The 18,316-nt window shown below is 65.7% G+C and carries 18 protein-coding genes and 1 pseudogene; 7 read left to right on the top strand and 12 right to left on the bottom strand.

All coding sequences use genetic code 11. The features are described 5' to 3' along the window. Positions 1–56: 56 nt before the first annotated feature. Complete coding sequence (locus BG90_RS20585; RefSeq protein WP_010107329.1) at positions 57–293, bottom strand: hypothetical protein; 237 nt, start codon at positions 291–293, stop codon at positions 57–59. 270 nt (positions 294–563) lie between these two features. Between BG90_RS20585 and BG90_RS20580 the strand changes: the two genes are divergently transcribed. After that, positions 564–983, top strand: coding sequence for a DUF3005 domain-containing protein (locus BG90_RS20580; protein ID WP_010117619.1), 420 nt, complete (start codon positions 564–566; stop codon positions 981–983). A 143-nt stretch (positions 984–1,126) separates the two neighbouring features. Here BG90_RS20580 and BG90_RS35450 read toward each other — a convergent pair whose 3' ends face one another. The 6 genes and pseudogenes from BG90_RS35450 to BG90_RS20555 form a co-directional block, all read right to left on the bottom strand. Further along, entirely contained in the window at positions 1,127–1,591 is a 465-nt protein-coding gene (locus BG90_RS35450; protein WP_124072368.1) for a hypothetical protein, read from the bottom strand. Between the two features lie 20 nt (positions 1,592–1,611). Next, positions 1,612–2,553, bottom strand: a complete 942-nt coding sequence (locus tag BG90_RS20575; RefSeq protein WP_010117618.1) for an SMP-30/gluconolactonase/LRE family protein — start codon at positions 2,551–2,553, stop codon at positions 1,612–1,614. Between the two features lie 5 nt (positions 2,554–2,558). Further along, on the bottom strand, positions 2,559–4,139 hold the full coding sequence (locus BG90_RS20570; RefSeq protein ID WP_010117617.1) for an aldehyde dehydrogenase (NADP(+)): 1,581 nt from the start codon (positions 4,137–4,139) through the stop codon (positions 2,559–2,561). A gap of 123 nt (positions 4,140–4,262) precedes the next feature. Further along, a complete protein-coding gene (locus tag BG90_RS38070) occupies positions 4,263–4,523 on the bottom strand; it encodes a hypothetical protein (RefSeq protein ID WP_010117616.1) in 261 nt (86 codons plus the stop codon). A gap of 300 nt (positions 4,524–4,823) precedes the next feature. After that, positions 4,824–5,039, bottom strand: a pseudogene (locus BG90_RS33435) (MFS transporter); the annotation flags it as partial. A 386-nt stretch (positions 5,040–5,425) separates the two neighbouring features. After that, on the bottom strand, positions 5,426–5,656 hold the full coding sequence (locus BG90_RS20555) for a hypothetical protein (RefSeq protein ID WP_010117613.1): 231 nt from the start codon (positions 5,654–5,656) through the stop codon (positions 5,426–5,428). Between the two features lie 423 nt (positions 5,657–6,079). On the opposite strand from BG90_RS20555, the gene BG90_RS20550 reads away from it, so the two are divergent. Next, positions 6,080–6,547, top strand: coding sequence for a universal stress protein (locus tag BG90_RS20550; protein WP_010107322.1), 468 nt, complete (start codon positions 6,080–6,082; stop codon positions 6,545–6,547). A 149-nt stretch (positions 6,548–6,696) separates the two neighbouring features. Next, positions 6,697–7,452 carry a fumarate/nitrate reduction transcriptional regulator Fnr gene (gene fnr, locus BG90_RS20545; RefSeq protein ID WP_010107321.1) on the top strand — a complete coding sequence of 252 codons (756 nt, stop codon included), beginning with the start codon at positions 6,697–6,699 and terminating at the stop codon, positions 7,450–7,452. A gap of 36 nt (positions 7,453–7,488) precedes the next feature. On the opposite strand, the gene BG90_RS20540 is transcribed toward fnr, so the two are convergent. Then, on the bottom strand, positions 7,489–8,382 hold the full coding sequence (locus BG90_RS20540; RefSeq protein WP_010107320.1) for a LysR family transcriptional regulator ArgP: 894 nt from the start codon (positions 8,380–8,382) through the stop codon (positions 7,489–7,491). A 107-nt stretch (positions 8,383–8,489) separates the two neighbouring features. On the opposite strand from BG90_RS20540, the gene BG90_RS20535 reads away from it, so the two are divergent. Beyond that, entirely contained in the window at positions 8,490–9,110 is a 621-nt protein-coding gene (locus tag BG90_RS20535) for a LysE/ArgO family amino acid transporter (RefSeq protein ID WP_010107319.1), read from the top strand. A 366-nt stretch (positions 9,111–9,476) separates the two neighbouring features. On the opposite strand, the gene BG90_RS20525 is transcribed toward BG90_RS20535, so the two are convergent. Next, entirely contained in the window at positions 9,477–10,697 is a 1,221-nt protein-coding gene (locus tag BG90_RS20525) for an alpha-hydroxy acid oxidase (protein ID WP_025990072.1), read from the bottom strand. Between the two features lie 100 nt (positions 10,698–10,797). On the opposite strand from BG90_RS20525, the gene BG90_RS20520 reads away from it, so the two are divergent. Beyond that, positions 10,798–11,685 (top strand): LysR family transcriptional regulator, encoded by an 888-nt coding sequence (locus tag BG90_RS20520; protein WP_010117611.1) that lies wholly within the window; start codon positions 10,798–10,800, stop codon positions 11,683–11,685. A 19-nt stretch (positions 11,686–11,704) separates the two neighbouring features. Here the strand turns inward: BG90_RS20520 and BG90_RS20515 are convergent, their stop codons facing one another. The 3 genes from BG90_RS20515 to BG90_RS20505 form a co-directional block, all read right to left on the bottom strand. After that, a complete protein-coding gene (locus BG90_RS20515) occupies positions 11,705–12,970 on the bottom strand; it encodes an MFS transporter (protein ID WP_010117610.1) in 1,266 nt (421 codons plus the stop codon). Positions 12,971–13,034: 64 nt separating this feature from the next. After that, positions 13,035–13,925, bottom strand: a complete 891-nt coding sequence (locus BG90_RS20510; RefSeq protein ID WP_045568376.1) for an amidohydrolase family protein — start codon at positions 13,923–13,925, stop codon at positions 13,035–13,037. Positions 13,926–14,169: 244 nt separating this feature from the next. Continuing rightward, complete coding sequence (locus BG90_RS20505) at positions 14,170–15,489, bottom strand: MFS transporter (RefSeq protein WP_010117608.1); 1,320 nt, start codon at positions 15,487–15,489, stop codon at positions 14,170–14,172. Positions 15,490–16,115: 626 nt separating this feature from the next. On the opposite strand from BG90_RS20505, the gene BG90_RS20500 reads away from it, so the two are divergent. Beyond that, positions 16,116–16,829: a PadR family transcriptional regulator gene (locus BG90_RS20500; RefSeq protein WP_010117606.1), complete on the top strand. Its 714-nt coding sequence runs from the start codon at positions 16,116–16,118 to the stop codon at positions 16,827–16,829. 38 nt (positions 16,830–16,867) lie between these two features. Continuing rightward, positions 16,868–17,695 (top strand): siderophore-interacting protein, encoded by an 828-nt coding sequence (locus tag BG90_RS20495; RefSeq protein ID WP_010117604.1) that lies wholly within the window; start codon positions 16,868–16,870, stop codon positions 17,693–17,695. The last annotated feature ends 621 nt before the right edge of the window (positions 17,696–18,316 follow it).

Here is an 18,316-nt window from a genome sequence, read left to right as displayed (position 1 = left end):
TCCGCAAGATTACCGCGTTTTTGCCGTGTCAGCGGAACGTCCGTCGTCGCGCCGTCCTAAATGGTGAGACTGCTCGCGTCGATCCATCGGACGGCCCAATCGCGCGCATGCGCGATCGCCGCGTCTTCGTCGTTGAAATGCAGATCGGAGGGAAAGAAACGATTGGCGACCAGTTCGCCGTCGCTCGATCGGGAGATGACCACGTACGGATGGAACGAGCCGTCGCTCGCGCGCGCCGGCGCGCAGTTCAGCAGATACCCGCGATGCGTGAATGCTGTTGTCGTAGAGTGCATAAGTCCGCCCACCTTAAGTCCCCTTTACCTTCTTCTTCGCTACCCGTCCGTTAAGGATGCCGCGGCGCCCGGTGCGGGCTGAAGCGGGTGCGCCGAATGCCGCGCACCGCTTTGTCGGAAAAGAATCATACTCTGTAGAAAACGCGTCTTCTAGCTGAAATAATTATTTGGAAAACGTGGCACGCGGCGCGGCAGCGGCGCTCGCACGCGCGCCTTTTCCCGTCGTGCCCGGAACGGGTCTTGCAATGCTCCGGGCTTCGCGCCGCTGGGATGACCGCGATGAATCCGTTCGAACGCAAGACGCCCGCCGACGCCGGCCACGGGCATCCGCGCAGCGTCGAGTTGTACAACGACGCGACACACGACAGCACTGTCGATACCGACGGCAAGAATCGCGAGGCCGCCCGCATCGCGAACGGCGAGCCGATTTCGCCTGACCAGATCACGACGAGCAATGCGTCGCTCGTCAATGCGATGCCCGAAACGCCCGACGGCTTCGCCGGCTTCGACAGCCGGCCCGACGGCAATCATCCGCAGTTTGCGCCGCGGGCCGGCTACACGGTCGTCGACAAGGGGTTCGACGCCGCCGCACCGGGCGGCGGCGCGCGTGCAGACGACGAGCTGCCGTCGCCGTATCATCCGCCGCGTCGGCCAGGGCGCATCATCGAGTTCGCGCCGATTCCGCGCTGATGTCGGTGTCGTCGCCGCGTGCGTGCCGGTGCGGGGTCGGTCCGCGCACGGAGTGATTGCTTTCGCCGCGCGGTCGTCGCGCAGCAGGGCCTCGGTTGCATTCTTACATCGACGTGTTCATGCATCCGCGCGTTGAATCCGGTTCACCGTTTGATTCGGGCGTTTGAATGTGCGCGTCGCGCGATCGTCGCGTTTCGTCGTTCGTTATGCTGCCTCGAAATGAACGCGGCACGCATGGAAGATGTCAGGCTCGCGCGGTGCGCTACGCACGATGATCGATGCAGCGCCGCTTCGGCGTGCGTCATGAAACGCGCGTGCGAATGCTCTTTCGGCGCTCGCGTCGATGCAATGTCATGGGTCTTCGCGCTATCAGCGAAATCGGTACCGGTACCAGCACCGATATCGATGCGCGCTCGCCCCAAAAAGCGACCATAGTGTCGATTCCGGCATCGCCCACGACGCCGCGCCAAAGGATGCGCATCCGAATCCGCGCGCAAGCGATGCGGATCGACGCAGCGCACTGCATCGCGATGCAACGCATACGCCGCGCCCTCGAGCACATCAGGCACACCGAGCCGGGCCAAGCCGCGCCGCAACGCGGGCAACATGCATCGCGGCGCGCCTGTGCTCAACCGCCCATCGCCCCCTGCGTATTCACATACAGCGAATACAACCCATGACTCGCCGCCATGAACAGCCGGTTCCGATGCCGTCCGCCGAAGCAGACGTTCGCGCAACGCTCGGGCAGCGCGATATGCCCGATCGCGTCGCCTTCGGGCGTGAACACGCGCACGCCGTCGAGCTCGTCGGTGCCCATCCCCCAGCCGCACCACAGGTTGCCGTGCACGTCGACGCGAAAGCCGTCCGGCGTGCCCTGCCCCGCGTCGATCAGCACGCGTCCGTTGCGCACCGACTTGCCGTCGCTTGCGACGTCGTAAGCTCGGATCGTGCGCGGCCGCCCTTTCGATTCGACGACGTACAGAACCGACTCGTCCGGCGAAAACGCAAGGCCGTTCGGCCCCGGCACGCCGTCGACGACAGGCTCGACCGCGCCCGTGTGCGGATCGATCCGGTAGACGCGCTCCGGCATCTCCGACTCCTGCTTCTCGCCTTCGTAAAAGCTCTGGATGCCGAAGTCCGGATCGCTGAACCAGATCGAGCCGTCGGACTTCACGACCACGTCGTTCGGCGAATTGAAGCGCTTGCCTTCGAAACGCTCGGCAAGCACGGCGATCGCCCCGTCGTATTCGGTGCGCGTGACGCGGCGCGCCAGGTGCTCGCACGTGACGAGGCGTCCCGCGCGATCGCGCGTGTTGCCGTTCGCGTTGTTCGACGGCTGCCGGAATACGTCGACCGCGCCGCTCTGCTCGTCCCAACGCAGAATCCGGTTGTTCGGGATGTCGCTCCACAGCAGATAGCGGCCGTCGCCGAACCACACCGGGCCTTCGGACCAGCGCGCGCCCTGGTACAGGCATTCGACGGAGGCGGACCGGATGCGCAGCGAATCGAAGCGCGGATCGAGCACGCGGACGGCCGGATCGGGATAGCGCCGGGAATCGATTGCGTCCATCGCGCTCACGCCTTGCCGAGCTGGCCGTCGCGCAAGCGCCAGAGACCGAGCGGATTCGCGTCGGCGAGCGCGGCCGGCAGCAGCGCCGCGGGCAGGTCCTGATAGCAGACGGGCCGCAGGAAGCGCTCGATCGCGAGCGCGCCGACCGACGTGCCGCGCGGGTCCGACGTCGCCGGAAACGGCCCGCCGTGCACCATCGCGTGCGCGACCTCGACGCCCGTCGGATAGCCGTTCGCGACGATGCGGCCCGCCCTGCGCTCGAGCGTCGGCAACAGTTTGCGTGCCAGATCGACGTCGTCGTCGTCGAGATGCAGCGTCGCGGTCAGCTGCCCTTCGACGTGCTCGGCGAGCGCGATCATCTCGTCGACGTCGCGGCACACGACGACGAGCGATGTCGGCCCGAAGATCTCGCTTTCGAGCTGCGGGTCCTGGGCGAACTGCGTATGCGTCGTCGTGAAAAGCGCGGGCAGCGCGGCGTTCCGCGCGTCGCTGCGCGTGCCTTGCGCGACTTCGCTCACGCCCGTCGCCGCGCGGCGCGCCGCGATCGCGCTCTCGTACGACGATGCGATGCCCGCCGTGAGCATCGTCTGCGCGCCCTTTTGCGCGAGCGCCTGCGCGGCCGCGTCGACGAACGCCTTCAGGTCCGGCCCGTCGAGCGCGACGACGAGCCCCGGGTTCGTGCAGAACTGTCCGACGCCGAGCGTCAGCGAATCGACGAAGCCTTGCGCGATCTTCGCGCCGCGCGTGCGCAGCGCGCCCGGCAGCACGAAGAACGGATTGATGCTGCTCATTTCCGCGAAGACCGGAATCGGCTCGCGCCGCCGCGCGGCGACGCCCATCAGCGCAACGCCGCCCGCGCGCGAGCCGGTGAAGCCGACCGCCTTGATCGCCGGATGCGCGACGAGCGCCTCGCCGATCGCGTTGCCCGCGCCGACGACGAGCGAAAACACGCCTTCGGGCAATCCGCAATCGGCCACCGCCTGCTGGATCGCGCGTCCGACGAGCTCCGACGTGCCGAGATGCGCGGGATGCGCCTTCGCGACGACCGGGCAGCCGGCCGCGAACGCCGATGCGGTGTCGCCGCCCGCGACCGAGAACGCGAGCGGAAAGTTGCTCGCGCCGAACACCGCGACGGGGCCGAGCGGGATCTTCTGCAAGCGCAGGTCCGCGCGCGGCAGCGGCTTGCGGTCGGGCTGCGCGGAATCGAGCGTCGCATCGAGCCAGCGGCCGTCGCGCACGATCGACGCGAACAGCCGCAACTGGCCGACCGTGCGCGCGCGCTCGCCTTCGAGTCGCGCGACGGGCAGCGCCGATTCCGCATGCGCGCGCTCGATCAATTGATCGCCGAACCCGACGATGCGCTCGGCGACCGCTTCGAGAAAACGCGCGCGCGCCTCGAGCGGCGCTTGGCGAAACGCGTCGAATGCGGCGCTCGCGAGCCGGCACGCGCGGTCGACGTCGCCCGCGCCGCCCGCGCCGAACGCCGGCTCGAGCTCGACGCCCTGCGCCGGATCGTACGCGCGCATCGTGCCTTCGGTGCCGCGCACGGCGGCCGCGCCAATCAACATCTCTCCAGTGATCTGCATGCTTCCTCCGGATTGAAAAATCCGCCGTGGCCGGGCGAACGTCGCGACGCGCGCCGCCCGCGGACAGATTGGGCGAATCGGGTCAATCGAGCGAATCGGTCGAGTCGGTCGAATCGGGGCGACTCAATCGGGCGCGCCGATCCGGTACACGCGAATCGCATTATCTTGCCAGACCCCGCGGCGCGCCGTGTCGCTCAAATCGGCGAGCGCGGCGGCGAACGTGCGCACGAGCGCCGGATCCATGCGATGCGGCAGATAACACGGCCACCTGTCGAGCAGGCTCGTACGCCGAGGCGCGTCGGGATCGATCACGGCGACGCGATGATCGCCTTCGTGGCCGCGCGTCCAGGCGGTTTCGATCCCGAAGATCCCCGGCGGACGCATGACGGCGCGCCGGATCGACCGCGAACTCGAGCGGATAGTCGGCAGCACGACGTGCGCGGGCGCCGTCTTCGATTCGAGATCGTCGAAGCTGAAGGTATGGGCGCGCTTCTACGCCAGCAGGAGGATGTCGTTCATGACCGCGGTTCCGATTGACTGTCTGTCGTCTTGCGTTGATTCGATCGGCGCGCGCCGCATGCGACCCGCATCGGCGATATATCGCGTGGAAACGTGCCGTCTGCGCTCGCAGCGAGCGGGCGGCGTGAACGTGAGCCGTCCCGCGACGAACGGCTCGCGCTCACCCGACGCCTGGCAGCGGACCGACAGGAACAGGCGCGCGGCGAAGCCGACGAGCGGTCCGGCAATGAAGAGCCGCCGCCTGCCGGTGCGATCCGGCGGCCAGGACGTCGCGCACATGCCGATCATCGTCGCGACGTACGGCAGGATCGCGAGCATGCCGACCTGGCCCATTCCGCCATGGGTGAGATTTTTCGGGAGCGTCGGCAGCCTCAATGCGTGACGCGGTTCGCACCTTCTTTCGCCGTCGATTCATTCGCCGCGTTCGCGTAGACCTCCGCCATCGACGGGTTTCACCTGCCCGGCCTTCACCGATCGCCGCACGGTAGGCGGATGGAACGCAAACCGTCGATATGCGCCGGCCGATCGACAAGCAACAGGCCTAACGTTCGGCTTGTCGATGGATGAAGCGCGAGCGGCTTGCCGCCGAGGGCTGGAGGCACGAACGTCAGCAAGCCGCTCGCGCGGGACTGCAACGAAGGGGAAAGTCTCGGCACATCGAGAACAGCAGCTTTCGCGACAAGCCGATCGTCTTCCCCAACACATCACGGCAACGATCGACCGACGCACGAGATCAGGCCGATCCGACCTGCGCCAAACGCCCCGCGCTACCAGCACGGATTATTACGAGGAACCCGCCGCGCCGTGCTCGGCCGCGCGAACTTGTACGGCAGTTCCTGCCGATCGAGATAGGCCTGGATCGTCGGCCATTGAGCGTCCGCGAGCAGCATTTCGCAAACGTGCGGCATATCGGGCGAGGCGCTGTCCACGCCGATCAGGTCCGGCAGCGAGTACCGGTCGGCGTCTTCGGTCAGCAACTCGAGCACGACATACGGCATAGGTTTCCTCCTTCTCCGGTTGAACGAAACGAACAAGCAGGCGCAGCGGCTACGCCCATCGACACGCATCTCCGGCGCCAACGCCTGCCGTCCTCCATCGAGCGCCGCACGAAACACAGGGAACGGTATCGCCCGATGCGTTTCAAACCAGCATCGGCTCGCGTCGGCAGGCGAGCCAGCCCGAGTTCCAGCCAAGTCTATTACGGCGTCGAGGAACGCGGCGCGAGCCGACCCGGTCGATACGCAAATCGCGCGCAAAAAAACCGCCGCGCTCGATCGAAACCGGAAAAGTCCGACGCCGCGTTTACTCGGCTGCGTCAGTTCGCCGCATCGTAGTCAGTAATCGTTTACTTTGTAAAAAGACATCGTCAAACTCGATCGGCCGAACGGCCGATCTTTTCTCAACCGCACCACGGAGACATCATGTACCAGCGCATTCTTGTCGCAGTCGACGGCAGCGAAACGGCACGCCACGCATTCGACGCGGCGCTCGACATCGCGAAGACGAGCGGCGCGGAATTGCAGCCCTTCTACATCGTGGAAAACGCTGCGATCTACTACAACGTGCCCGGCTACGATCCGTCGATCCTTCGCACGCAACTGCTCCAGCAGGGCAACGATCTGGCGAAGGAATTTGCGCAGAAGATGCAGGAAGCCGGCGTGAAGGGCGCGATGAAAATCGGCGAAGCGTCGTCGCTCGCCGACGTGCCGTCGCTCATCGTCGACGGCGCCAAAGCGTTCGGCGCCGATCTGCTCGTGCTCGGCACGCACGGCCGCCGCGGTTTCAAACGGCTCGTGCTCGGCAGCGTCGCCGAACAGTGCGTGCGCCACTCGGCGCTGCCCGTGCTGCTGATCCCGTCCGCCGCCCATCCGGAAGATCGGGACAGCTGACCGAACGCAACGGATGCGATGTTTCGCCGCAACCGCGCGTTGCGGCCGAACAAGGAAATCGCACGGGGAGTCGCGGCGTTTTGTCGCTAAACAGGCTTTGTCCACGATGGGACAATGGCTTTACCGATTCAACCTCAGAGCCATCCATCATGCTTACGCCCGTCGCCCGACCCGCCGCCGCCGCTGCTCCCGTCCATGCCTCCAGTACGTGGGCACCGCGTCAGGCCGCGCACTGTTCGACGTGCGCGATGCGCCATCTCTGCATGCCCCAAGGGCTCGCCCCCGAGGCGCTCGCGCGCCTCGAATCCGTGATCTGCACCGCGCGCCCGGTCCGCCGCGGCGAAACGCTGTTCCGCGAAGGCGATAATTTCGACAACGTGTACGCGGTTCGCTCAGGATCGCTGAAGACCATCGCCACACGCCACGACGGTCGCGAGCAAGTCACCGGGCTGCATCTCGCGGGCGAAGCGCTCGGCCTCGACGGCATCTGCGACGACGCGCATCCGCGCACCGCGGTCGCGCTCGAAGACAGTTCGGTCTGCGTGATTCCGTACAGCGCGCTGAAGACGCTATGCTCGGAAGCCGGCACGATGCAGTTGCGGATGCACAAGCTGATGAGCGAGCAGATCGTCCGCGAGACGTCGCAGACAATGGTGCTCGGCTCGTTGAACGCCGAGGAGCGCGTCGCGGCGTTCCTGCTCGACGTGTCGTCGCGCTACATGAAGCGCGGCTATTCGCCTAACGAATTCAACCTGCGGATGACCCGCGAAGACATCGGCAGCTATCTCGGCATGACGCTCGAGACCGTCAGCCGCACGTTGTCGAAGTTCCACAAGCGCGGGCTGATCGAGATGCAAGGCCGGATGGTCCGCATCGTCGATTTCGACGGCCTCCACCGCCTGTAACCAGGCGCGGCTCGTTTTTCATCGCATCGCATCGAATCAATCGAGAAACTGCGCGGCGCGCTTCTTGAGCGCCGCGCTGAACTCGTCCAGCCAGCCGATCGACAATCGCCAGCTCTGCCAGTAGAGCTCGACGTCGATGCTCTTTCCTTCCGACAAATCGACGAGTTCGCCCGCGGCGATCCGACGCTCGACCATTCGCTCCGGACACATTCCCCAGCCCAGCCCCGCCTCGCACGCGCGCAGATAGCCGGCGACGTGCGGAATCCAGTGCTGCGGCGGATCGAGATCCACACGCGTCACGCGCCGGATGAAGCGCGCCTGCAGGCCGTCCTTCGGATTGAACATCACGCACGGCGCGCGCCGCAGCGCGTCGCGGTTGATGCCTTTGCCGAAATAGCGCGCGTAGAACGCGGGCGAGCACACCGCGTGATAACGCATGCGGCCGAGGCGCGTCGAGCGGCAGCCCTGGATCGGCTCGGCGAGTGCCGTCACCGCGCCCTGCACGCTGCCGTCGCGAATCCGCTCCGCCGTGTAGTCCTGATCGTCGATCACGAGATCGAGCAGCGTGCCGCTTTCCGCGCAGAACGGGCCGACCGCGTCGACGAACCAGGTCGCGACGCTGTCGTCGTTGACGGCGACGCGCAGTATCGGCCATGCGCCCGTCTCCACGCCGGCGAATCCGGGCATGTGCCCGGACAGCTCGGCTTCCAGCATCCGCACGCGCTCGGTGTGGCGGCACAACAGCGCGCCCGACGTCGTCGCGACGCACGGCTGCCCGCGCTTGACGAGCACGCTCCCCACTCGCTCCTCCAACAGCTTCACGCGCTGCGACACCGCGGAAGGCGACACGTTGAGCGCTTTCGCCGCCCGTTCGAACGAGCCGTGACGGATCACTTCGGCGAGCGCATCGAGCAACGCGTAGTCGAGCATCAGTTTTCCTTAATCAGCATTAGATGATTTAGCTTTTCTTACCCAGGCGATCAACGCAGACTAGCGCCTCCTGCTCCATTAGTCCATCGCCTGAAGCAACAACGAACATGAACTGGATCGCTTTTTCTCACGGCGCGATGCTGTGCGCATCGCTCATCGTCACCATCGGCGCGCAAAACGCGTTCATCCTTCGGCAAGGAATCATGCGCTCGCACGTCGGCAAGATCATCCTGCTCTGCACGCTGTCGGACATGATCCTGATCGGCGCGGGCGTCGGCGGCGCGTCGGTGCTCGTCGAGCGCTATCCGGCCTTCGTTCACGCGGTGCTGTACGTCGGCCTCGCGTATCTCGCATGGTTCGGCCTGAGCGCGCTGCGCCGCGCATTCAAGCCCGGCCACGCGACGCTCGACGCGACGGGCGCCGCCGTCGCGCCGCCCGCGCAGCGCGCATGGCCGATCGTGCTGATGACGCTCGCGTTCACGTGGCTCAATCCGCACGTTTATCTGGACACGTTCCTGTTGATCGGCACGGCCGGCGCGCGCGAGCCGGAAGGCGCGCGCAGCGCGTTCGCGATCGGCGCGATGGCGGTCAGCGCGATCTGGTTCGTCGCGCTCGGATACGGCGCGCGGTTGCTCGCGCCGTGGTTCAAGCGCGCGCTCGCATGGCGCGTGCTCGACGGCGCGATCGGCAGCATGGTGCTGTTTCTCGCGGCCGTGCAGTTGCGGTGAGGGGGTGATGGGTTTCGCGCGGCCCGCGAGCGCGTGCGTCGCGCATGTCGCAGGCTGCGGCGGTCGGCGCGCCGCATGCAAACGTCGAGATTTCCCGCAGCTCGATCAGCGCGGCGTTTGCCGCCGAATCGAATATACGACGGGTCGACGCAGCGGACGCCCGCCCGCAAGCGCGGAACGATCGCAATCGCGCGAAGCCGCTCGCTGCATGCCGATCCTGCACATGACGCGTTGCGACCGAAGATTCGCGGCGGCCGTCCGCGCGAATACTTCGCTTGGCTGAATACTGTCGAAATCGTCGATGAGCGCCGCCCGCCCGATCGCGGCGGCGACGCGACCGAGCGGGCGCGAGGCTGGCTAACGCGATTAACGCTTGCGGATCAGCATGTCCGGGGTGAGCTGGCCGCATCCGTTCGCCCCCAGCATGGCCATGTTGCGGTCCACTTCCTCCTGCAACAGGCGGATCGCATGCGCCACGCCGGCCTCGCCCGCCACGGCCGCCGCGTAGTTGAAGGGCCGCCCGACGAACACCATGCGTGCGCCCAGCGCCAGCGCCTTCAGCACGTCCGATCCTCGCCGAAAGCCGCTGTCGATCATCACCGGATAATCGCCGCCCACCGTCTGCACCACGTCCCGCAGGATCCGCATCGGCGACGAAGCGCCGTCCAGCTGGCGGCCGCCATGGTTCGAAAGGATGATGCCGTCGGCGCCCGCCTCGCGCGCGATGACGGCATCCTCGACGCTGAGGATGCCCTTGATCACCAGATCGCCTGTCCATTGCCGGCGGATTTGCCGCACATGCGTCCAGTTGAGGTGGTCGCGCGCGGAGAAATCCCGCAGCACGTTGGCGGAAAGGATCGGCGCGCCGCGTGTCGCAAACGAATTCTCGAAGTGGGGCATGCCGTGCTTGAGCAGCGTGCGCGCGAAGGTGCCGAGCAGCCAGCTCGGCCGCGTCAGTCCGTCCCAGAAAAGGCGCAGGCTTGGGCGCAGCGGCGTGGAAAAGCCCGTGCGCACGTTGTTTTCACGGTTCGCGGACACCGGAATGTCGACGGTGATCACAAGCGTCCTGTAGCCGGCACGCGCGACGCGCTCGAGCAATGCGCGAATGCGGCTCGCGTCTCCCGGCAGGTACGCCTGGAACCACGTCCCCGGTGCGGCGGCGGCAACTTCTTCCAGCGGAATGAGCGAGGAACCGCTCATGATGGAGACGATCCCCGCGCGCTGCGCCGCATGCGCCAACACGACGTCGCCGCGATAGACCGACAGCGCATGGATGCCCATCGGCGCGATGCCGAACGGCGACGCAAAGCGCTGACCGAACAATTCGACTGCCTGCTGCCGCTGGGAAACGTCGCAGAGCACGCGGGTCACAAAGCCGTATTCATCGAACACGGCGCGGTTGTCGTCGCGGGTGCGGTTGTCTTCGGCCGCGCCGCTGACGTAGCCGAAGATCGGACGCGGCAACACGCGACGCGCCTTGGCCTCGAAGTCGTGCAGACTCAGTACGTCCTGCAGAACGCGCGGCGGCTTGCCGAGGCTGGCCACAGGCCGGCTCTCTTCCACGATGGGGGAGGTAAGGGAGGTCATCTATGGGCTTTCCTGAAGCGACGCTGCCATTCTATGCAGCCGAAGTATCGATAAAAAGCGATAATCTTCAAATAAAATCGTTCGATAAAAGCGAAGAACCATGGCAACTCCGACGCTCAAGCAACTGGACGCCTTCTATTGGGCGGCGACATGCGCCAATTTCTCGACCGCGGCGCAGCGGCTTCATCTGTCCATTTCTTCGTTGTCCAAGCGGATCAACGAACTGGAGCAGGTCATGGGGCGCACGCTGTTCGACCGCAGCGGTCACCGGGCGGTGTTGACCGAGGACGGCGAAACGCTGCTGCCAGCCGCGGTTCGGGTTCTGGAGTCCGTGGCGGCGCTGCAGGACGCGTTTGCGGAAGACAAGGGATTGACCGGCCGTCTGCGCTTTGGCGTGGGCGAGCTGTCGGCGTTGACCTGGCTGCCCCGTTTCGTCGCGGCCGTCCAGAAATTGCATCCGCAATTGATCCTGGAGCCGTATGTCGACGTCGGCGCGGCGCTCGAAGACAAGGTGGATGCGGGAGAGCTGGATTTCGCGGTGATCGCGGGCCGTTCGTCGCGCGGCAGCATCCTGTCGCAGCCGGTGACGGAAGCCCGGTTCGCGTGGATGGCAGCGGAGAAACTGGTCGGCGGCGAGCGCACGCTGACGCCGGCGCTGATCGCGAGCCATGCGCTCGTCATCCTGCCTTCCGGCTCGGGCGTCACGCGCATCCTCGACGAATGGCTGCTGGCATGCGGCATCGACCATCCTCGACGCATCACCTGCAACAACTGGGGCGCGGTGGCCGGCATGCTGCGCGAAGGTGTCGGCATCGGTTTCCTGCCCGCCGATTGGGCCGCTGCGCGAACGGGCAGCGGCCTGATGCAGTTGACGAGCGAGCCGCCGTTGTCGCCGCTCCACTATGCATTCCAGTGGCGGCGCGGCGACATGCGCGGGCTGATTCCGTCGATGCTGGCGCTGGTGCGGCAGCATGCGGATTTTCGCTGACTCGGCGTCCGGCGCGCGGTCAGGCTATTTCGCGCCCCTTCGTTTCAGGCAGCAGCAGCGCGGCAATCAACACGATGAGATAGGCGCCGCCCGCGAACATGCCGATGGCCGTGCCGAGGCCGCTCGTCTTCGCGAGATAGCCGACCAGGCTCGGAAACAGCGCACCGATTCCGCGTCCGAAGTTGTAAGCGAACCCCTGCCCGCTGGCTCGCACCGCAGACGGGAAAAGCTCGGTCAGATACGCGCCCATGCCGCTGAAGATCCCGGATGCGGCGAAGCCGAGCGGAAATCCGAGGAACAGCATCTGCGGGTTCGACAGTCGAAGCTGTGTGTAGACGAAGACGCACGCGCCGGACAGTACGGAAAACACGAGCAGGTTCGCCCGGCGGCCGAGGCGATCGGTCAGGCAGGCGCCAACCAGGTATCCCGCGAGCGAACCGACGATGATGACGAGCAGATAGCCGCCCGTGCCGATCACCGACAGGTGGCGTTCGGTCTTCAGGAAGGTCGGCAGCCACGTCGTCACCGCATAGTAGCCGCCCTGGACGCCGGTGCAGAGCAACGCGCTCAGGGCGGTCGTCCGGATCAGCGCGGGCGAGAAGATCGCCCAGGTCGACATCGGATTGGCGCTTGCTGCTTCCCGCTTGCGCGTGCGCTGGAACAGCTCCGGCTCCGGCACCTTCCTGCGTATGAACACGACGAGCAGCGCCGGCACGACGCCTGCCCAGAACAGCGCGCGCCACGCGTAATCTTCGGGCAGCACGGAAAACGACAACGTGTACAGGATCGCAGCGACTGCCCAACCGATCGCCCAGCCGCTTTGCACCGTGCCGACCGCTCGGCCGCGATACTCGGTTCGCACGATCTCGCCCATCAGCACCGAACCGACCGCCCATTCGCCTCCAAAGCCGAGACCCTGAAGCGCACGCAGGACAAAAATCTGCTCGAAGTTCTGCGCGAAGCCGATCAATGCGGTGCAGACGGAAAACCAGAGGATCGTGAACTGCAGCACGCGAACGCGGCCGAAACGGTCGGCAAGAATGCCGGCCAGCCACCCGCCGATCGCCGAGAACAGCAGCGTGATCGTCGCCAGCATGCCGGCCTGGGCCTTGTCGATGTGAAACACCGAGATCAAGGTCGTGATGACGAACGTGAACACCATGAAATCGAGTGCATCGAGCGCCCAACCGCCGAACGCGGCCATGAACGTGCGCTTCTCGGTTACCGTCATTTGCTTGTACCAGTTCGGCTTTTCGGTCGCCGACACCTGGCTATTGCTGTTCATTTCGTGTCTCCTCGTTTGTAATTGGGCGTGAATGGCGCCACGCAGCCCGGGCTGACGGGCGGTTTCACTCAAAGCCGTACAGGCGGGCCGGATTGCTCACGAGGATCCCGTGGCGAGTGGCCTCGTCGGGCGCCCAGTCGGCAACGAGATCGAGCAGGCTGCCGGTGTTCGGCATGCGCTCCGGCGTGAGCGACACATGCGGCCAATCGCTGCCCCAGACCATGCGCTCGGGCGCATCGTCGATCAGCGTTCGTGCAAACGGCGTCGCGTCTTCGAAGGTGGGGAATGCGTCGCTGATGCGATACGCGCCGGAGAGCTTGACCCAATAGCCGTGCGCGGACACGAGATGGCGCAACGCAACGAAGCCCGGGGCCGAGAGGCCTTCGGCCACGGGCGTGTGGCCCATGTGATCGATCACGCCGGTCACCGGCAGCTTCATCATGCGCGGCATCAGTTCGGGCAGCGCCTTGACGTCCATGAGGAATTGCAGATGCCAGCCCAGATCTTTCACGCGGCTGGCGAGCGTTTCCATGGCCGCGAAGCCTATGCCGCCGCCGAACAGCACGTTGATGCGCAGGCCGCGCACGCCGGCGGCGTGCATTGCCTCCAGCTCGCGATCGGACACGTCGGGCGCGACCACGGCGACACCGCGCAACCGCTGCGGATGGCGGCCGAGCACTTCGAGCATGTAGCGGTTGTCGGTTCCGTAGACACTGATCTGCACCAGCACGCCACGCGTCATCCCGGTTGCGTCGAGCATCGCAAGATACTGCTCTTCCGGCGCGGGCGGCGGCGTGTAGCTGCGGTCCTCGACCATCCGGTACGCCGGGTCGGCCGAGACGACGTGGGCATGCGTGTCGACCGCGCCGTGCGGAATCCTGAAACTCGGCGGCTCGATGTGCGGCAGCGGCGCCGCGCACATGGAGGCGGTTGGAAAGCGGGAGAGTCCGATCATCGCTGCGTCCTTGTTGCGTAAGAAAATCCATGCGCAAATAGGACGGAGACCGCCGTACCTGCGCGACAACTTGCCGAGTCGTCGAGCGCGCCTGTTCCCTGCCGCGCGACTTTTCCACCTGCTCGTTCGGGCCGAGCACCTCGCGATTCTCCGCGCGGCGCGCATGAAAATCGCAAGTTGCATCAATGGCCGACGGCGGCGCCGGCATGCATGGCGCTCGCGCTACACATGCCGTGAACCGGATTCAATCCTGATCGATGCAGGACACCTGCTTGGGATCGGGCATCCAGAGATAGCACAGCAGCGACACCAGAACGCACGCAGACACGTACCAGAAGAACCAGGATTCGTGTCCGATGCTCTTGGTCCACAGCGCAATGTACTCGGCCGTGCCGCCAAACAGCGATACCGTGATCGCATAAGGCAAGCCCACGCCCAACGCGCGTATTTCAACCGGAAACAGCTCCGCCTTGGCCACCGCGCTGACGGACGAATACAGGCTGACGATCAGCAGCGCAGCCGAGATCAGCACAAGCGCGCCGCCCATGCTTCGGACCATCATCAGCTCGTTGAAGATCGGGACGGTGCACACCGTTCCCAGCACGCCGAAGGCGATCAGCAGCGGACGACGGCCGACGCGATCCGACAGGCTGCCGAACACCGGTTGCATCAACACGAAGGCAATCAGGCTGATGACGGACACCATGGAGGCATCCGCCTTGCTCATCCCCGCGCTGTTGACGAGGAATTTCTGCATGTACGTCGTGTAGGCGTAGAACGCGACCGTGCCGCCGAGCGTCAGGCCTGCCACGATCAGACATTCGCGCTTGTGCCTGAACAGCTCCGCGACAGACGTGCGGCTGCGCTTGCTCTGCCGGTGCTGCTCGAACGATTCCGTTTCTTCCATATTGCGGCGCAGAAAGATCGCGGCGCCCGCCGCCAGAGATCCGATCAGGAAGGGAATGCGCCAGCCCCAGCTTTCCAGTTGTGCGGCGCTCAGGAAGAACTGCTGGAGCGCCACCAACACCGCCATGGCGAGCAGCTGGCCGAGCGACAGCGTAGCGAACAGGAAGCTGGAATAGAAGCCGCGGCTCGTCTTGTCCGCCATTTCGCTCAGATACGTGGCCGAGCTGGCGTACTCGCCTCCGAGGCTCAACCCCTGCAGCAGCCGCGCGACGACCAACAGAATGGGAGCCGCCATGCCGATGCTGTTGTAGCCCGGCGTCAGGCCGATGATCAACGAGCCGAAGCACATCGCCAGCACCGAGATCAGCAGGGCCGCCTTGCGTCCCTTGCGATCCGCGTACTGGCCGACCAGCCAGCCGCCGATGGGCCGCATGACGAAGCCGACGGCGAAGATGGCCGCGGTGTTGAGCAACTGCACGGTCTGGCTTCCGGCCGGAAAGAAAACCTTGGCGAAGTACAGTGAAAAGGCCGAATACACGTACCAGTCGTAGTACTCGATGAGATTGCCGACCGATCCGCTGAAAATGGAACGAAGGCGGGCGAAAGTCCCGGCCTGCTGGGAATAGGGGGCTGTTGCAAGAGGGCGGACTTGCGACACGTGATGTCTCCGGTTTCGATTGTCTCCATTGCCCGTGCGAGTGCCAGCGGCGGGCGACGGCGCGCGATCGGGTGCAGCAAGGGTAAGTGGAGGAAACGATCCGCAGAAAGCGAAATAATCGGAACAAGTTTGTTCGCTTTTGTGGAGACACCGCGAAAGGCGAAGGCGGGTACGCGTGACGGGTTTCGCTATCCTCGCTATCCCTTAGCGCCGAGCCGAGGCCGCGCGCGAACGACGCGCTCGTCGACGTCCGATCCGCGCATCAGCACCGTATTGGCGATCGCCGATGCGCTTGGATTGGCCGCCGGGTATCTGCTTCAAAGCGAGCGGGTCTATTCGCAGATACCGTGATGACGGACGGCAGGTCCTTGTCGAATGCCTCAAAAATCCCCGTAGCGACTGCTACGGTGAATTCGGGATCGCGGCAGGGTTCCAGCGCCATTGCGCGAGCGGGTGTCCGAACATGGGCGTCGCGGCCGATGGCGACTTCGCAAATATCAATAAATGATCGGTATTCGTAACACCATAGCCCTGCCCGCCACCGTCCGCCCCCCATAAAATCCCATTGACTTTATATCTTTCGATATATATCTTTCGATACATCTAAAGACACACCGGAGAAGGCGATGCGCCACTCTCATCTGTTTTCGCGCCGCGGATGCGGCGTGCATACCTCGTTCGGCGCCGGGCCGCTCGAGATGTTCCGCCACATGATCGGCGGCCATCGACGCGGCGGCGGCGGCGGCCGGCACGGCTTCGGCCCGTTCGGCGGTTTCGGCGGCGGCCCGGGCGGTTTCGGCGGCTTCGGCGGCGACGACGCCATGCCGCGCGGGCGTCAATTCAGCGCCGACGACCTGCAACTGCTGCTGCTCGCGCTGCTCGCCGAGCAGCCGAGCCACGGCTACGAGCTGATCAAGGCGCTCGACACACGATCGAGCGGCTTCTACGCGCCGAGCCCCGGCATGGTGTATCCGGCGCTCACCTATCTGGAAGAGCTCGGTTACGTGACCGTGCAGGCCGAAGGCAACCGCAAGCGCTATGCGCTCGCCGACGCGGGCCGCGCGCACCTCGATGCGCAGCGCGAACGCGTCGACCTGTTGTTCGCGAAGCTCGCGCATCTCGGCCGCAAGATGGAGTTCATGCGCCGCGCGTTCGCCGGCGAAGCGCCCGCCGCCTCCGACGACGATACGCGCGGCTGGCTGCCGGAATTCGTCGAAGCGCGGATGGCGCTCAAGCAAGCGCTCTTCCGCAAGAGCAGCGCCGACGCCGACGAGCAGCGCCGCATCGCGGCGATCCTGCGGCGTGCCGTCGCCGACATCGAAGGCCGGACCCAGGACTGATCGAGCCGCATCCGGCTTATCCAGGAGAACCCATCGACATGACCCAACCGACTCCCGAGCGCGCGGTCGTACGCGTGCGCCATACGCTGAAATTCCGCCTGCTGCAGGTCAAGCGCGTCACTGCGGTGACGCCGCATCTGATGCGCGTGACGCTGACGGGCGACGAACTCGACGATTTCGAATCGGCATCGTTCGACGATCACGTGAAGGTCTTCTTCCCGCCGCCCGGCGAGGACACGCCCGCGCGTCCCGAGCTCGGCCCGAACGGCATCGTGTTTCCGGACGACCAACCGCGCCCCGTCGCACGCGATTTCACGCCGCGTCGCTACGATCGCGCCGCCCGCGAGCTCGACCTCGATTTCGTGCTGCATCATCCGGGACCGGCGTCGCAGTGGGCCGCGCAGGCGCGCGTCGGTCAAACGCTCGGCATCGGCGGACCGCGCGGTTCGTTCGTGATCCCGAAGGATTTCGATTGGCACCTGCTGATCGGCGACGACACCGCATTGCCCGCCGTCGCTCGACGCCTCGAGGAATTGCCGGCCGGCACGCGCGTCGCCGCCGTGCTGGAAGTGGCCGATACGTCCGCGCAGGTCGACTTCGCGACCGATGCGGATCTGTACGTCTTGTGGCGCCATCGCGACGACGCTGCAAACGGCGAGCGCGGTGGAAGTCAGCTGGTCGACGCGTTGCGGGAGCTGCCGCTGCCGGCCGGCGACGGCTACGTGTGGGCCGCGGGCGAAGCGGCCGCGATGCGCGGCGTGCGCGAGCATCTGTTCAACGAGCGCGGCGTCGCGAAATCGCGGATTCGCGCATCCGCTTACTGGAAGCACGGCGCGGTCGCGGTTCACGAATCGCTCGAAGACTGATGCGGTGAACGCATCGAGCGAACGCGGCGCGCGCTCGGCGCTCGATACTCGGCGGCAGCGAGGCCCGCGCGCGGAATTCACGCCGGCTTCGCGCTCATGAACTCGAAGTGCGCATCCTCGCCCACTCGCCCTTGTCGCACTTGAATCACGATATGGGCCAGTCAGCGGCACGCGCATGCGCTGCCGGTCGCGAGCAAGGGAGATGCCCTCGAGCGGCCTGACCTATCTCATCGCGTTTTCGTATGAACGCAATCGCATGCGCGTTGCCGCCGCACACCGCACTTATCTCAATATGCTTCGGCTCGCCGGCACTCGCCACGCATCGATCGCGGCATGTGAATCTCGTTCGCACCGGCTAGTACAACCGCGCGGCTAAAGCACGGACGGCCGCATCGGCCTCGCGTAGTGCGCACTGTGCGCCACGCGTCGGCCAAGCCATTTCATCGCTTTTTCCGCTGATTTTACGGAGCCGCTCCATCCGCACATAGAGCCACGGCCGCGTCCCTCGACGCGCATCCGTTTGCACTCCATCAATCGGCTTGCATCGCATAGGCGGCATCGCGCGCGCTCGACACTGACGGAGTTGCATCCGCGCCGCCGGTGTCCTATACCTATCTCGAC

This window comes from Burkholderia oklahomensis C6786 (genome assembly GCF_000959365.1).
GTDB classification, from domain to species: domain Bacteria; phylum Pseudomonadota; class Gammaproteobacteria; order Burkholderiales; family Burkholderiaceae; genus Burkholderia; species Burkholderia oklahomensis.
The sequence above is the reverse complement of the archived record's forward strand: the minus strand, read 5'-3'. Positions and strand labels throughout refer to the sequence as shown.

What these genes read in the sequence shown, in the direction of transcription:
- BG90_RS35450 (WP_124072368.1), bottom strand. Translation starts at nt 1,591, where the DNA reads ATGTTGCCCGCGTTGCGGCGCGGCTTGGCCCGGCTCGGTGTGCCTGAT.
- BG90_RS20520 (WP_010117611.1), top strand. Translation starts at nt 10,798, where the DNA reads ATGGCAACTCCGACGCTCAAGCAACTGGACGCCTTCTATTGGGCGGCG.
- BG90_RS20510 (WP_045568376.1), bottom strand. Translation starts at nt 13,925, where the DNA reads ATGATCGGACTCTCCCGCTTTCCAACCGCCTCCATGTGCGCGGCGCCG.
- BG90_RS38070 (WP_010117616.1), bottom strand. Translation starts at nt 4,523, where the DNA reads ATGCGTCCGCCGGGGATCTTCGGGATCGAAACCGCCTGGACGCGCGGC.
- BG90_RS20570 (WP_010117617.1), bottom strand. Translation starts at nt 4,139, where the DNA reads ATGCAGATCACTGGAGAGATGTTGATTGGCGCGGCCGCCGTGCGCGGC.
- BG90_RS20550 (WP_010107322.1), top strand. Translation starts at nt 6,080, where the DNA reads ATGTACCAGCGCATTCTTGTCGCAGTCGACGGCAGCGAAACGGCACGC.
- BG90_RS20555 (WP_010117613.1), bottom strand. Translation starts at nt 5,656, where the DNA reads ATGCCGTATGTCGTGCTCGAGTTGCTGACCGAAGACGCCGACCGGTAC.
- BG90_RS20580 (WP_010117619.1), top strand. Translation starts at nt 564, where the DNA reads ATGACCGCGATGAATCCGTTCGAACGCAAGACGCCCGCCGACGCCGGC.
- fnr (WP_010107321.1), top strand. Translation starts at nt 6,697, where the DNA reads ATGCTTACGCCCGTCGCCCGACCCGCCGCCGCCGCTGCTCCCGTCCAT.
- BG90_RS20500 (WP_010117606.1), top strand. Translation starts at nt 16,116, where the DNA reads ATGCGCCACTCTCATCTGTTTTCGCGCCGCGGATGCGGCGTGCATACC.
- BG90_RS20515 (WP_010117610.1), bottom strand. Translation starts at nt 12,970, where the DNA reads ATGAACAGCAATAGCCAGGTGTCGGCGACCGAAAAGCCGAACTGGTAC.
- BG90_RS20585 (WP_010107329.1), bottom strand. Translation starts at nt 293, where the DNA reads ATGCACTCTACGACAACAGCATTCACGCATCGCGGGTATCTGCTGAAC.
- BG90_RS20540 (WP_010107320.1), bottom strand. Translation starts at nt 8,382, where the DNA reads ATGCTCGACTACGCGTTGCTCGATGCGCTCGCCGAAGTGATCCGTCAC.
- BG90_RS20575 (WP_010117618.1), bottom strand. Translation starts at nt 2,553, where the DNA reads ATGGACGCAATCGATTCCCGGCGCTATCCCGATCCGGCCGTCCGCGTG.
- BG90_RS20525 (WP_025990072.1), bottom strand. Translation starts at nt 10,697, where the DNA reads ATGACCTCCCTTACCTCCCCCATCGTGGAAGAGAGCCGGCCTGTGGCC.
- BG90_RS20535 (WP_010107319.1), top strand. Translation starts at nt 8,490, where the DNA reads ATGAACTGGATCGCTTTTTCTCACGGCGCGATGCTGTGCGCATCGCTC.
- BG90_RS20495 (WP_010117604.1), top strand. Translation starts at nt 16,868, where the DNA reads ATGACCCAACCGACTCCCGAGCGCGCGGTCGTACGCGTGCGCCATACG.